Annotated in this window: 12 protein-coding genes; 6 read left to right on the forward strand and 6 right to left on the reverse strand. The window is 63.6% G+C overall.

The features are described 5' to 3' along the window. Position 1: 1 nt before the first annotated feature. The 5 genes from slyA (at position 2) to EL255_RS15740 (ending at position 4,454) form a co-directional block, all read left to right on the forward strand. Positions 2-475, forward strand: a complete 474-nt coding sequence (gene slyA, locus EL255_RS15720; RefSeq protein WP_042654012.1) for a transcriptional regulator SlyA — start codon at positions 2-4, stop codon at positions 473-475. Position 476: 1 nt separating this feature from the next. Further along, positions 477-1,532: an HlyD family secretion protein gene (locus EL255_RS15725; protein ID WP_042654013.1), complete on the forward strand. Its 1,056-nt coding sequence runs from the start codon at positions 477-479 to the stop codon at positions 1,530-1,532. Between the two features lie 10 nt (positions 1,533-1,542). Beyond that, a complete protein-coding gene (locus EL255_RS15730; RefSeq protein WP_042654312.1) occupies positions 1,543-2,571 on the forward strand; it encodes a DUF2955 domain-containing protein in 1,029 nt (342 codons plus the stop codon). 546 nt (positions 2,572-3,117) lie between these two features. Next, complete coding sequence (locus tag EL255_RS15735) at positions 3,118-3,990, forward strand: beta-1,6-N-acetylglucosaminyltransferase (protein WP_052445697.1); 873 nt, start codon at positions 3,118-3,120, stop codon at positions 3,988-3,990. Between the two features lie 104 nt (positions 3,991-4,094). Then, positions 4,095-4,454: an MliC family protein gene (locus EL255_RS15740; RefSeq protein WP_042654015.1), complete on the forward strand. Its 360-nt coding sequence runs from the start codon at positions 4,095-4,097 to the stop codon at positions 4,452-4,454. 42 nt (positions 4,455-4,496) lie between these two features. Here EL255_RS15740 and EL255_RS15745 read toward each other — a convergent pair whose 3' ends face one another. From EL255_RS15745 to nrdD, 4 genes are all read right to left on the reverse strand, one after another. After that, on the reverse strand, positions 4,497-4,892 hold the full coding sequence (locus EL255_RS15745; protein WP_042654016.1) for an energy transducer TonB: 396 nt from the start codon (positions 4,890-4,892) through the stop codon (positions 4,497-4,499). A 167-nt stretch (positions 4,893-5,059) separates the two neighbouring features. Then, positions 5,060-5,230 (reverse strand): YqaE/Pmp3 family membrane protein, encoded by a 171-nt coding sequence (locus EL255_RS15750; protein WP_042654017.1) that lies wholly within the window; start codon positions 5,228-5,230, stop codon positions 5,060-5,062. A 123-nt stretch (positions 5,231-5,353) separates the two neighbouring features. Continuing rightward, complete coding sequence (gene nrdG / locus EL255_RS15755; RefSeq protein ID WP_042654018.1) at positions 5,354-5,875, reverse strand: anaerobic ribonucleoside-triphosphate reductase-activating protein; 522 nt, start codon at positions 5,873-5,875, stop codon at positions 5,354-5,356. Between the two features lie 89 nt (positions 5,876-5,964). After that, positions 5,965-8,082 (reverse strand): anaerobic ribonucleoside-triphosphate reductase, encoded by a 2,118-nt coding sequence (gene nrdD, locus EL255_RS15760; protein ID WP_042654019.1) that lies wholly within the window; start codon positions 8,080-8,082, stop codon positions 5,965-5,967. A gap of 431 nt (positions 8,083-8,513) precedes the next feature. Between nrdD and EL255_RS15765 the strand changes: the two genes are divergently transcribed. Then, positions 8,514-9,488: an ABC transporter substrate-binding protein gene (locus EL255_RS15765; RefSeq protein WP_042654020.1), complete on the forward strand. Its 975-nt coding sequence runs from the start codon at positions 8,514-8,516 to the stop codon at positions 9,486-9,488. 60 nt (positions 9,489-9,548) lie between these two features. Here the strand turns inward: EL255_RS15765 and ligA are convergent, their stop codons facing one another. Both ligA and zipA read right to left on the reverse strand, forming a co-directional pair. Continuing rightward, the gene (gene ligA / locus EL255_RS15770; RefSeq protein WP_042654021.1) at positions 9,549-11,555 is read right to left on the reverse strand and encodes an NAD-dependent DNA ligase LigA; all 2,007 of its coding nucleotides are present in this window, start codon (positions 11,553-11,555) and stop codon (positions 9,549-9,551) included. A gap of 100 nt (positions 11,556-11,655) precedes the next feature. Beyond that, entirely contained in the window at positions 11,656-12,768 is a 1,113-nt protein-coding gene (gene zipA / locus EL255_RS15775; RefSeq protein WP_042654022.1) for a cell division protein ZipA, read from the reverse strand. Positions 12,769-12,781 lie beyond the last annotated feature (13 nt).

Raw genomic sequence — 12,781 nt, forward strand, 5'->3', positions numbered from 1 at the left:
CATGAAAAAGGATCTGGAGATGTTGCGCGAGTTGTCCCTCGCCGAGCAACTGGGGCGGCTGCACCGCTTGTGGCGCACCGTGGCCGACATCGAGCTGGCCCCACTTGGGCTCACCCATCCGCGCTGGACAGCGCTGTGGAAGCTGAGCCGCCTCGGCGGCCACCTCAGCCAGAAGACCCTGGCCGAGGCGCTGGAGATAGAGCTGCCCTCCCTGATGCGCACCCTGGGTCAGCTGGAAGAGCAGGCCCTGATCGAGCGCCACTGCTGCAGCCAGGACAAGCGCGCCCGCATCGTCACCCTGACCCCGGCGGGCAAGGCGCTGCTCGATCAGATCGAGGATCGCATCATGGGGATACGCCATGAGCTGCTCAGCGGCATCAGCCAGCAGGAGCTGGCGCAGTTTGAAGAGATAGTGCACCGCATTTCCGCCAATGCCCTCGGTAAGATTGGCGCCCCGCAGGAAGAGAGAGAATAAGATGACCCCGGATCAACAATTCAAACGCTGGATCAAGTGGTCCATCCTGTGCTTCATCCTGGTGTTCGGCTACTTCCTGCTGGCTGACATCAAGATGCCGCTCACCCCGCAGGCCATGGCCACCCGGGTCGTCACCAGGATGGCGCCCCAGGTCAGCGGCAAGGTGGTCGAAGTCGCGGTGGCGAACAACCAGCACGTCAAACAGGGAGATCTGCTGTTCGTGCTGGATCCCGCACCGTTCGAACTCGCGGTCGAGCAGGCCCGGCTCGCCCTGGCTCAGGCCGAGCAACAGAATCGCCAGCTGGATGCGACCCTGAACGCCACCGCCGCCGACTACAGCTCGCTACAGACCCAGACCGCCCAGAAACAGCGGGAGGCCGAGCGCATCGATGCCCTCTATCGTCGCCACATGGTGTCCGAGCAGCAGAAAGATGACGCGGACAGCGCCGCCCGCACCGCCCGGGCCAACCTGCTGGCCAGCCAGGCCCGCATGGAGCAGGCCAGGGTCAATCGTGGCCTGGCCGGTGACGACAACCTGCTGCTGCGCCAGGCGCGCAACCGCCTCGCCCAGGCCGAGCTCAACCTCACCTACAGCCAGGTCCATGCGAGCCAGGATGGCATCATCACCAACCTGCAGCTCAAGCCGGGCAGCGTGGCCAGCGCGGGGGCTCCCCTGCTGGCCCTGGTCTCGGAGCAGGTGGACGTGATCGCCGATTTTCGCGAGAAGAGCCTGCGCCATGTCAGCCCCGGCAGCCAGGCCCTGATCGCCTTCGACGGCGAGCCCGGTCGCCTCTATGCCGCCCGGGTCTCCAGCCTGGATGCCGGGGTCAGCGCCGGCCAGTTCGATGCCAACGGCCTCTTGGCCAACCCCATCGAATCGGATCGCTGGGTGCGGGATGCCCAGCGCCTGCGCCTGCATCTGGCCCTCGAGCAGCTGCCCGCCCATCTGCCGGCCGGGGCTCGCGCCACCGTCCAGCTGCTGCCGGACAACGCCCTCACCGCCCTGCTGGCACGCGGCCAGATCCGCCTGCTCAGCCTGCTGCACTACATCTACTGAGATGACGGCCATGAACCTGTGGCACAGGCCCCTCACCGCCAACGAGCTGCGCCAGTGCCTGCGCATCGCCTTTGGCTGCACCCTGGGTTTCGTGCTCTGCAAGATCTTCGGCTGGAGCAACGGGGTCTTCTTCACCGTCACCCCGGTGCTGCTGCTGGGGATGATACCGGTGATGAACGGTCACGCCGCCCGCCAGCTTATCGCGTCCGCCGCCATGTGCGGGCTGGAGGTCGGCCTGCTCGGCGGCCTGTTCGGCGGCCATCCCGGCCTGATGACCCCCATCGTCTTCCTGCTGTTCCTCTACCGTTTCGCCGCCATGTCCCGCGGCAGCCTGTTCCTGTTTGGCGCCAACGGCGTGCTGAGCCTCAGCATCATGCTGCACTTTGCCAGCTACCCCCAGACCGATCTGAACGATCTGATCTTCAGCAACCTGTGGGCCAGCGTCCTGTCGGTGCTCATCGCCTACCTGATGACGGCCCTGATCCCGGATGTGGAGGAGCGGCCCAAACCCGCCGCCTCTCCCAAGGCCCCGCACCGGATGCGGCACGAGGCGCTGCTCGGTGCCAGCATCGCCACCCTGTCATTTCTGGTATTCCAGCTGTTCGATCTGCGCGACTCCATGTCCGCCCAGGCGACCACCCTGCTGGTCCTGTTCCCCATGCACTGGGACGGTGCCCTCAGCTATGCCCGCAAGCGCGCCATGGGCACCCTGCTCGGGGTGAGTTTCGGCATCCTCGGTCAGCTGGTGCTGTACGACTGGTCCGGTTTGCTGCTGCTGGTCGCCCCCCTGCTCTGGCTCGGCGCCATGCTGTTCAGCCATGCCCATGTGAAGGAGGCCAGCGGCTCCGGGGTCGGCTTCGGCGCCCTCACCACCCTCGGCATCCTGTTTGGCCAGTACCTGACCCCGGGCAACGATCTGGTGTTCAGCGCCCTGTACCGGGTGAGCAGCATCCTGTTTGCCATCGTCGTCACCCTGCTGGCCTGCTACCTCATTCACCGCCTGCTCAACCGCTTCGAGGCGACCCGCTTCGGCTATTGACCCCTTTTCTGCAGCCAAAGGATGGCTCCCTTTCGCCCCGCTATGCCTACCGGGGCGTTTTTTTGCGTCCTGTGCGCTGGCCGGGCATAGCGGCAACGGCTTGTGATATAGCCCGAGGAAGAGAGACTGCACTCCGTCTGCGAGGTGCCGGACGGGATGTCGAGGCCAAATGTGGACTCCATTGAATGGTATTTCTGCGGCACCGGCGATATATGACGAACCTGGCCCGAACCGTGCTACTGTGGCGCCTCACTCACCGGCCGATTGCGCTCTGCACCTGATGACAGGCTTGTCATGCAAAAGAGTCGCCAGCCAGGGCAGCCCTTGCCCACCTCTCACCCTCAACCCGACGTCGCCGGACCCGCTGTATTGACCCGATGCCATAAGGCGCATCCCTCCCTGCCGCAGCCTGTTCTCACTGTTGTTATCTGCTATCCACTCTTTTTTACTGCGACAGCGGCCATCCCGACGGGAACCAGCTTCAAGCCATCCGCCTGAGGCACTTTCTGTTTGGCGCAGCCCTGCCGCCAACACAGGACACCTGCCATGATTGCCTACCTCATTCTGGTTCATCGCTATCCCGGCCAGTTCAAGCGCCTGTTCAAGGCGATTTACCACGACAGCAACCACTACCTGATCCACGTGGACAAGCGCTCGGGTCCCGAGTTGCAACAGGAGATCGCCGACTTCCTTGCCGATTACCCCAACGCCGCCATGCTACCCAGCAAGAATGCACTCTGGGGCGGCTACAGCCTGGTGGATGCGGAGCTGCGCGGCATAGCGGCGCTGCTGGAGCAGAACAAGGAGTGGGAGTTCTTCATCAATCTGAGCGCCCAGGACTTCCCGCTGCGCTCCCAGCACGACATTCACGACTTCCTGCGCGATCACAAGGGCAAGGATTTTCTCAAGGTCGCGGATCAGCGCCAGCACCGACCGGACACCCTGCACCGCATCGATCACTATGTGACCGAGACCGCCCGGGAATTGGTGTGCGAGCCGGTGAAGACTCGCCCCTACCTGGAGGGGGTGACCCCCTACATTGGCAATCAGTGGATGATCCTGAGCCGGGCCTTCTGCGAGTTCGTCAGCCACAGCCCCGAGGTCGATCGCTTCAAGGCCTTCTACCGCCACACCCTGATCGCCGACGAGGGCTTCTTCCAGACGGTGATCATGAACACCAGCTATCAGGGCCAGATAGTCAACGATGACAAGCGAGCCATCGACTGGATCCCCATGGGCGACATCAAGCTGCGCCCGCGCGACTACACGGTGCATGACGCCGATGCCCTGCAGCAAAGCGATCACCTGTTCGCCCGCAAGTTTGATGAGACCATCGACAGCGACATCCTGGATATTCTGGAGCGCGCCATGATGTGTCCCCTCGCCACACCGGATATCCGCCAGCCAGTGCCGGCCTGACTATCCATCCGGACACATACCGACGCGGTCAGCACTCTTCGAGATTGCGACGCTGGCTCAAGCTGTTAGGCTCAAGTCCATATGACACCAAGGGGAGCTACAACATGAAACAGATCAACCTATTCCTGCTGAGCCTGGGTGCCCTGACCCTGCTCGGCGGCTGCGAGCGCGGTGCCGGCGGCCTGGGGGTGACTGGCGGCGATCCGGTCAGCTATCTGTGTGAACAGAACCAGAAGGTGCAGGTGCGCTACTTCTCGCTCTCGGACGAGAGCCTGAATTTCATCAAGCTGTCCCTGCCCAACGGCAAGGACTACACCCTGCCCCAGGCGGTCTCCGCCTCCGGTGCCCGCTATACAGATGATCATGAGGTGGTCTGGTGGAACAAGGGGAAGGAGGGCTTCGTGGAGATGCGCGACAAGGATGGCGAGTGGCAGAGCCTCTACAACGACTGTAAACAACAATAAAGTGACCCCGGCCTGGCCGGGGTCTGTTTTATCACCCAGAGATCAGTTGATCTCGATTTCGAAGCGGTTGATCACCTGTACCGGGTGAGCATCCGGATTGCCCTCTGCCGGGCTGTAGCGGATCCGGGACAGGGTCGCCAGCGCACTCTGCTCCAGTTCACCGGGTGGCTCTGCCGCCACCACTTCCGGCTTGGTCGGCATGCCATTGGAGTCGATCAGATAGCGCACCTCCACATAGCCCTTGACCGGCTTGGCAGGCCGCCGTACCGGTTCATCATCACCGAAGAATGAACGCTGGTTCTCCTGGATCCAGTAATGGGACAACTGCTCGAGCGGGATCACTATAGGTGCGCGATCGAGTGCCGCCTCAGGTCGGGATGAGCACCCCTGCGACAACGCCAACACCAGTCCTGACCAGACTGCGACTTTCCATTTCATGCAAGACTCCTTGTTCTCTCTGCTGGGCTCAGAGGCCGTCATGAACCACCCCTGTCGGTCAGTCGCCCATCCTAACGAAAAAGTATCCGTTTGAACACCTACAACCAGACCAATCCCGAGTGGTTGACTCCGTTATCACCCAGCTTGCTCATCCGTGAGCCGTGGTGTCAGGCACGCTTGTCGCTGACCACCAGCCAGAGTGCGTGCACCATGCCGGGCAGGCCGCCGAGCAGGGTCAACACTATGTTGAGAAAGAAATGCAGGCTGAAACCCACCTGGATAAAGGCACAGACCGGGGGCAGGAAGATGGCCAGCAGGATCTTGAGCAGATTGTTCATCTCATGGTTCCTCATGAAAGATGTCGCGTGATTCGGATGGGCTAACCATAAACAGCCTTGCCTGCAACTGCAAACCCGACGGGGATCCTTTCCCTCGTTTCTTCCCTGGCGTTGAGCCAGGGTTCAGCTGGCTGCGGTCAGCGTCACGCAGGGGATCCGTTCTTCCATACTCTCCCGCCAGGCGTTGAGATCGTGGATCTGCTGGTTGCTGCTGCCACGCCAGAGCAGGCCGGGATCCGCCAACTCCCGCACGAACTTGCCGTCGACCAGCACATCCAGCAGGGCCACCAGCTCACGCTGGGCTGCCGACAGCTCGCCGAGCAGATAGCCGGTCCAGCACCAGATGTCCTTGCCCGGGCACTCGGCCCGCACCCGCCTTACCAGCGCCAGTACCTGCGGTACGTTGGCCGGATGCAGCGGATCGCCGCCGGAGAGCGACAGGCCACGGCGCTTGATGCGGCTGTCGTTGAGATCATTGATGATGCGATCGCTCATGGCCTGGTCGAACGGCTTGCCCCCATCGAGCCGCCAGGTGGCCTGGTTGTAGCAACCGGGGCACTGGTGCTCGCAGCCCGCCACGAACAGGGTGGCGCGGGTGCCGGGGCCGTTGATCACATCGACCGGGTAGTACTGGTGGTAATGCATCCTCTCTCCTCGGCCCCTGCACGGGCGCCAGATCCGCCAATAAAAATGGCTCCCTCATCAGGAGCCATCTCGTCGCTCAGCCGTTCGTCTTACATGTGCTTGACGCGGCGCTTGACCTCTTCCTGCTTGCCCGCGTTGAAGGGGCGCGCATCCGGGCTGCCGAGGTAGCCGCACACCCGGCGGGTCACCGACACCTTGGCGGGATCGTGGTTGCCGCAGCGCGGGCAGGTGAAGCCCTTGGAGGTACACTCGAACTCGCCGGTGAAGCCGCAGTCGTAGCACTCGTCGATGGGGGTGTTGGTGCCGTAATAGGGCACTCTGTCATAGCTGTAGTCCCAGACGTTCTCCAGCGCCTCCAGGTTGTGCTGGATATTGGGGTACTCGCCGTAGCAGATGAAGCCGCCGCTGGCGATGGGCGGATAGGCCGCCTCGAAGTCCAGCTTGTCGTAGGGGTTGACCTGCTTCTCCACGTCGAGGTGGAAGCTGTTGGTGTAGTAACCCTTGTCGGTCACCCCGGCCACCACGCCAAACTCCTTGGCGTCGATGCGGCAGAAGCGGGTGCAGAGGTTCTCGCTCGGGGTGGAGTAGAGGCTGAAGCCGTAGCCGGTCTCCTCTTTCCACTCGTCGGTCGCCGCCTTGAGCCGCGCTATGATGGCGATGGCCTTCTCCCGCAGTACCTCGCTGTCAAACAGATGGGTATCGGTGCCGAACAGGGCGTTGATGGTCTCGTGCACCCCTATGTAGCCCAGGGAGATGGAGGCGCGGCCATTTTTAAAGATCTCGCTGACGTTGTCGTCGGCCTTGAGCCGCACGCCGCAGGCGCCCTCCATGTAGAGGATGGGGGCGACCCGCGCCTTGACGCCATCGAGTCGCTCGATGCGATACATCAGCGCCTGCTTGGCGACCCGCAGCGCCGCATCCAGCTTGTCCCAAAAGTCCGCCTCATCGCGAGACTTCAGGGCGATGCGCGGCAGGTTGAGGCTCACCACCCCTATGTTGTTGCGCCCCTCGTGGACAAGCTCGCCATTCTCCTCGTAGGCGCCGAGGAAGGAGCGGCAGCCCATGGGGGTCTTGAAGGAGCCGGTCACCTTGACCACCTGATCATGGTTGAGGATGTCCGGGTACATGCGCTTGGAGGCGCACTCCAGCGCCAGCCGCTTGATGTCGTAGTTGGGATCCCCCGGCTTGTGGTTGAGGCCATCCTTGATGGCGAACACCAGCTTCGGAAACACCGCCGTCTTCCTGTTCTTGCCAAGGCCAGCGATGCGGTTGCCGAGGATGGCGCGCTGGATGAGGCGGGATTCCCAGCTGTCGCCGAGGCCGAAGCCGAAGGTGACGAAGGGGGTCTGGCCGTTGGCGGTGTGCAGGGTGTTGACCTCGTACTCCAGCGACTGGAAGGCGTCGTGACACTCCTTCTCGGTGCGAGCCATGGCGTAGGCGTCCACATCGCTGATGCCCCACTCCTCGGCCACCTCCCGGTGTTTCTGCCAGCTGATGGTCACATAGGGCGCCAGCACCTCGTCGATGCGGTTGATGGTGGTACCGCCATAGATGTGGCTCGCCACCTGAGCGATGATCTGGGCGGTCACGGCGGTGGCGGTGCTGATGGACTTGGGGGTGTCGATCTCAGCGTTGCCCATCTTGAAGCCGTGGGTCAGCATGCCCTGCAGGTCAATCAGCATGCAGTTGAACATGGGGAAGAAGGGGGAGTAGTCGAGATCGTGGAAGTGCAGATCGCCGCGCTCATGGGCCTGCACCACCTCGCGGGGCAGCATGTGGCTGGTGGCGTAGTGCTTGGCGACGATGCCGGCCAGCAGATCCCGCTGGGTCGGTATCACCTTGGAATCCTTGTTGGCGTTCTCGTTGAGCAGGGCCGCGTTGGTCTGCTCCACCAGGCCGCGGATCTCCTGGGCCAGACGACCGCGCGCCTCGCGGGCCAGATCCCTGTCGTGGCGATACTCGATGTAGGCACGGGCGATCGCCTTGTCGTCGGAGGCCATCAGATGGTTCTCGACCCGGTTCTGGATCTCGTGAATGTCGACCTCGCCCCGCCCTTCCAGCTCCAGGCTGACGGCGCTGGCAACCCGCTCGCCCAGCGCCGGATTGGCCTGGCTGACCGCGGCCGCCGCTCGGCTCACCGCCTCGGCAATCAGCTTGGCATCGAATGGTGCGCGACATCCATCACGTTTGATCACAACCGGTTTCATGCGTTTTCCCCGTTTTAAAGGCCAGGCTATCGCCTTCGGCTTACCTTGTTTGGTACCCTTCCCCGCGCCTCGTCCTGGGCGCAAATAAATGCAGCCGAGGCTTGACAAGCCAGGGCTGACGATGAGAAGAGAACAGCTTGTACACAGCTTAACAACACAACATATAGGTGTTTTTAATGAATGCGTCCCTATATGTGGTGTCTATTAGGCACCAAAGCGCGGCCTCATTTCTTGATCCACATCAGGTTTTGAGAGGAGTGGGGCAGTTCACAACCAGCACCAAAGGAGCCTCATTAAAGCCACCCCAGACGGGGGGCGGGCTGGCGTCCGATCACCCCCCTATGGGGATGGCGTAGCCATCCGACAACAATTGACGAAGGCATACCAGTGGCAAAGCGCACATACTGGGTGCAGTGTCCTGCCAACGGGAAATGAACGTGACCAAGGTGTTGCTACTGCTAGCCCTTCTCCCTCTCCCCCTCCGGGCCGCCGAGATATTGGTGATCAGCAGCTATCACCCCGCCAACCTGTGGGATCAGAGCTACAACACCAGCCTGCAGGAGCACCTCAAGGGCGCCCATCACCTCAGTCACTTCTATCTGGACAGCAAACGCCAACCCCGCCAGGAGGTGGAGCAGAGCACCGCCAGGGCGATGAGTGCCTACCGGCAACTCAAGCCGGATCTGGTGGTGCTCGGCGACGACAATGCCATCAACGCCCTCGCCCGGCCGATCGCGGCCCAGGGCACCCCTGTGGTGTTCCTCGGCATGAACGAGAATCCCCGCCACAAGGGGCTGGTCGGCCACCCCCAGATCACCGGGGTGCTGGAACGCCCCCTGCTCAAGCGCAACATCAGCGAGATGAGCCAGCTGATGGGGGGCCTGGGCAAGGCGCTGGTGCTGTTCGATGCGAGCGAGGTATCGCGCACCGCCATCGAGGATGAGTTCACGACCCCAAACGAGCAGCGGGTCGGCCAGACCAGGGTCAACAGCCAGCAGATCGACGACTACCGGCGCTGGCAGGAGGTGGTGCTCGCCAGCCGGCAGAACGGCTATGAGGCGCTCTTCATCGGCCTCTACCACACCCTGACCGATGAGCGGGGAGTCCATGTGAGCGAGAAACAGGTGCTGACATGGACCAGCCAGCATAGCCCGGTGCCGCTGTTCTCCTTCTGGGAGTTCTCGGTCGGCAAGGGCGGGGCCATCGGCGGCCTGGTACTCAACGGCCATGCCCAGGGCGAGAAGGCCGCCGAGCTGGTCAACGCCATCCTGGCGGGCACCACCCCCGAGTCCCTCTCCCCGCGGGCGGCCCTGCGCGGTGAATACGTGTTCAGCCGGGAGGAGCTGGCGCGCTGGCAACTCAGGGTGCCACCCAAGTGGCAGGAGAAGGCCCAATGGCTGGAGTGAGCCCAGAAACGACAAACCCGGCCTGATGGCCGGGTTTGTCGTTCGGTGATTCACCTCGACTCAAGGCTGGATCGCCGCCTGCAACTCCTCTTCGGTCCAGACGGTGATGCCGAGCTCCTGCGCCTTGGCGAGCTTGGAGCCTGCGGCTTCGCCGGCCACCAGCACGTCGGTCTTGGCGGAGACCGAGCCCGCCACCTTGGCCCCCAGCGCCTGCAAGGCCGCCTTGGCATCGTTGCGTGACAGGGTGGTCAGGGTGCCGGTCAGCACGAAGGTCTTGCCGGCGAAGGGCTGCTCGGCGGCGGCCTTCTTCTCGATAGCCGGCCAGTGGATACCGGCCGCCAGCAGGGCCTCCAGCACCTCGATGTTGTGGGGCTGGCGCAGGAAGTAGTAGACATGCTTGGCCACTATGTCGCCCACGTCGGCCACCTCGAGCAACTGCTCCACCGAGGCGGCGCGCAGGGCATCCAGGGTGAGGAAGTGGTTGGCGAGGTTGAGGGCGGTCGCCTCCCCCACCTCGCGGATGCCGAGGGCAAACAGGAAGCGCGGCAGTGTGGTGCTGCGCGCCGCATCGATGGCCGCCACCAGGTTGAGCGCGGATTTCGGCCCCATCCGCTCCAGCCCGGCGAGCTGGATGGCGGTCAGGCTGAACAGATCGGCCGGGGTCTTCACCAGCCCCTTGTCCACCAGCTGCTCCACTATCTTGTCCCCCAGGCCATCCACGTCCATGGCACGACGGGCGGCGAAGTGCTTGATCGCCTCCTTGCGCTGCGCCTCGCAGAACAGGCCGCCGGAGCAGCGGGTCACCACCTCCCCCTCCAGCCGCTCCACCGCCGAGCCACAGACAGGGCACTGGGTGGGGAACAGGATGGCGCGGGCATCCGCAGGGCGCTGGGCCGCCACCACCGCCACTATCTGCGGGATCACGTCCCCCGCCCGGCGCACGATCACGGTGTCGCCGATCATGACGCCGAGGCGTTCAATCTCGTCGGCATTGTGCAGGGTGGCGTTGGAGACGGTGACGCCGCCGACAAACACGGGTTTGAGCTTGGCGACCGGGGTCACGGCACCGGTGCGGCCGACCTGGAACTCGACGTTCTCCAGCAGGGTCATCTCCTCCTCTGCCGGGAACTTGTGCGCTGTGGCCCAGCGTGGGGCGCGCGCCACGAAGCCGAGCTCCTCCTGCAGGGGGATGGCGTCGACCTTGTAGACCACGCCGTCGATCTCGTAGGGCAGCTCGCCACGGCGAGCCAGGATGTCGTCATGGAACGCCTGACAGCCGGCGGCACCCTCCTTGAGCTTCACCTCGGCGCTCATGGGCAGGCCCCACTCCTTGAGCTGGCACAGCCGCCCGAAGTGGGAATCCCCCAGCAGCTCGCCGCCCACCCCGACCCCGTAGGCATAGAAGCTCAGGGGGCGGCTGGCGGTGATGCGGGAATCGAGCTGGCGCAGGCTGCCTGCCGCGGCGTTGCGCGGGTTGACGAACACCTTCTCGCCGGCGGCCAGCGCCTTCTCGTTCATCGCCGCGAAACCGGCCTTGGGCATGAATACCTCGCCGCGCACCTCCAGCCGGGCGGGCCAGCCCGTGCCCCGCAGGGTGAGCGGGATGGCCTTGATGGTGCGCACGTTGTCGGTGATCTCCTCACCGGTGGCGCCATCGCCCCGGGTCGCCGCCTGCACCAGCTGGCCCTCCACGTAGAGCAGGCTGACCGCCAGGCCATCCAGCTTGGGCTCGCAGCAAAACTGAAAGATCACCTCGCGCTTGAGCCTATCCCTCATGCGCTGCTCGAAGGCCTGCAGCTCCTCGCTGCTGAACACGTTGTCCAGACTCAGCATGGGGATCTCGTGGCGCACCTGCCGGAAGGCAGACAACGGCTGGCCGCCGACCCGCACGCTGGGTGAGGCCGGGGTTTTCAACTCGGGATGCTCGGCCTCCAGCGCAATCAATTCGCGCATCAGCCGATCGTATTCGGCGTCCGGCACGGTGGGATTGTCCAGCACATAGTACTGATGACCATATTCGATCAGCAGCTCACACAGTTGACGGTGGCGGGAGAGGATTTCGCTCATGGAGAAGTCTCGGACTGTGGTTGGAATAGTAAGTTAATCGCACAAACAAAAATGCGGCACCCAGGTACCGCATTTTTGATGTCATTGACCCGCAGGCGCCTTAGTCGCGACTGGCCTCGTAGGCCGCCAGCTCGTGACGGTAACGGGCGATGTCGTCGTCGCTCAGGGGGCTGCGCGAGGCGTCGGTCAGCATGGCGTCGAGGTCGCTGGCCAGTTGATCCGCCGCCTGCAGCATGTGCTCGAAGGCGAAGGCCGCGTTGCTGCGCAGGGGCAACTGCATGAACAGGGAGACACCCGGGGTGCTGAACTGCTCCATGCGGTAGGGGTTGAAGGTGCCCGGCTTGACCATGTTGATCATGGAGAACAGCACTTCACCCTTGCCACCCAGATCCTCGTGACGGTGGAAGATATCCATCTCGCCAAACTTGAAGCCCAGCGTCAGCAGGGAAGAGAGCAGCGTCGCCCCCTGCAGATCGTGACCGGGGCGGGCCATCAGGTTGATGACATAGACATCCTGCCAGATCTTCTCGACCGGCGGCAGCTCCTGCACAGGGTCGGCCATGAGGGGCTCGTCGTCATAGACCGGCTCTTCGTAGGCTGGCTCAGGCGCAACATAACGGGGTTTGTGTTCGGGGGCTGGCTCGCGGGCACCGAAGGTCGGCGCAGTGGCGTAGGCCGGCTCCACCAGCGGCTCTTCGTCCAGCGGCTGCAGCATGGGCTCGCGCTGGGGACGGGAGCGGTGCACCGGGGTACGACGGATTACCTGAGCAGGCTTGCGCACCGGGGCGGCAGGGGCTTCCTCCATGGTCTCGGCGAGCGGCTCTTCATACTCGTCCTCGTCATCTTCATAGACGGGCGCGGGGGCCACCGGGCGAGCGACAGGCTTGCGCACGGGCGGTGGCAGCTCGTCATCCTCGTCTTCGTCATCGAAGGCGGGGACGGCAGCACGGCGGCTCGCTTCAGGCTGGCGCGCCTCATCGTTGTGCAGCTTGGGCTCGGCACGACGCCCGCCACTGACCACACGCACCTGGCCGATGCCATCGCTGTCGAACGTATCATTGTCACGTTCCCGTGACTTGGAATCCATCCGGCCCAGAGGTTTCTCTTTGATCGGTGCCTGACGGTTTTTTCTGTTGCTCCACAACCCGTGAATGAGCAATGCCGCAATGGCAATACCGCCCAGGGCAACCAAGATGTAACGCAATTCCTGCATTAGCTGCTTCTCT

Origin of the sequence: Aeromonas encheleia, assembly GCF_900637545.1 — a bacterium.
Classification (GTDB): domain Bacteria; phylum Pseudomonadota; class Gammaproteobacteria; order Enterobacterales; family Aeromonadaceae; genus Aeromonas; species Aeromonas encheleia.

What these genes read in the sequence shown, in the direction of transcription:
- nrdG (WP_042654018.1), bottom strand. Translation starts at nt 5,875, where the DNA reads ATGCATTACCACCAGTACTACCCGGTCGATGTGATCAACGGCCCCGGC.
- EL255_RS15730 (WP_042654312.1), top strand. Translation starts at nt 1,543, where the DNA reads ATGAACCTGTGGCACAGGCCCCTCACCGCCAACGAGCTGCGCCAGTGC.
- EL255_RS15745 (WP_042654016.1), bottom strand. Translation starts at nt 4,892, where the DNA reads ATGAAATGGAAAGTCGCAGTCTGGTCAGGACTGGTGTTGGCGTTGTCG.
- EL255_RS15750 (WP_042654017.1), bottom strand. Translation starts at nt 5,230, where the DNA reads ATGAACAATCTGCTCAAGATCCTGCTGGCCATCTTCCTGCCCCCGGTC.
- slyA (WP_042654012.1), top strand. Translation starts at nt 2, where the DNA reads ATGAAAAAGGATCTGGAGATGTTGCGCGAGTTGTCCCTCGCCGAGCAA.
- zipA (WP_042654022.1), bottom strand. Translation starts at nt 12,768, where the DNA reads ATGCAGGAATTGCGTTACATCTTGGTTGCCCTGGGCGGTATTGCCATT.
- ligA (WP_042654021.1), bottom strand. Translation starts at nt 11,555, where the DNA reads ATGAGCGAAATCCTCTCCCGCCACCGTCAACTGTGTGAGCTGCTGATC.
- EL255_RS15735 (WP_052445697.1), top strand. Translation starts at nt 3,118, where the DNA reads ATGATTGCCTACCTCATTCTGGTTCATCGCTATCCCGGCCAGTTCAAG.
- EL255_RS15725 (WP_042654013.1), top strand. Translation starts at nt 477, where the DNA reads ATGACCCCGGATCAACAATTCAAACGCTGGATCAAGTGGTCCATCCTG.
- EL255_RS15740 (WP_042654015.1), top strand. Translation starts at nt 4,095, where the DNA reads ATGAAACAGATCAACCTATTCCTGCTGAGCCTGGGTGCCCTGACCCTG.
- EL255_RS15765 (WP_042654020.1), top strand. Translation starts at nt 8,514, where the DNA reads ATGAACGTGACCAAGGTGTTGCTACTGCTAGCCCTTCTCCCTCTCCCC.
- nrdD (WP_042654019.1), bottom strand. Translation starts at nt 8,082, where the DNA reads ATGAAACCGGTTGTGATCAAACGTGATGGATGTCGCGCACCATTCGAT.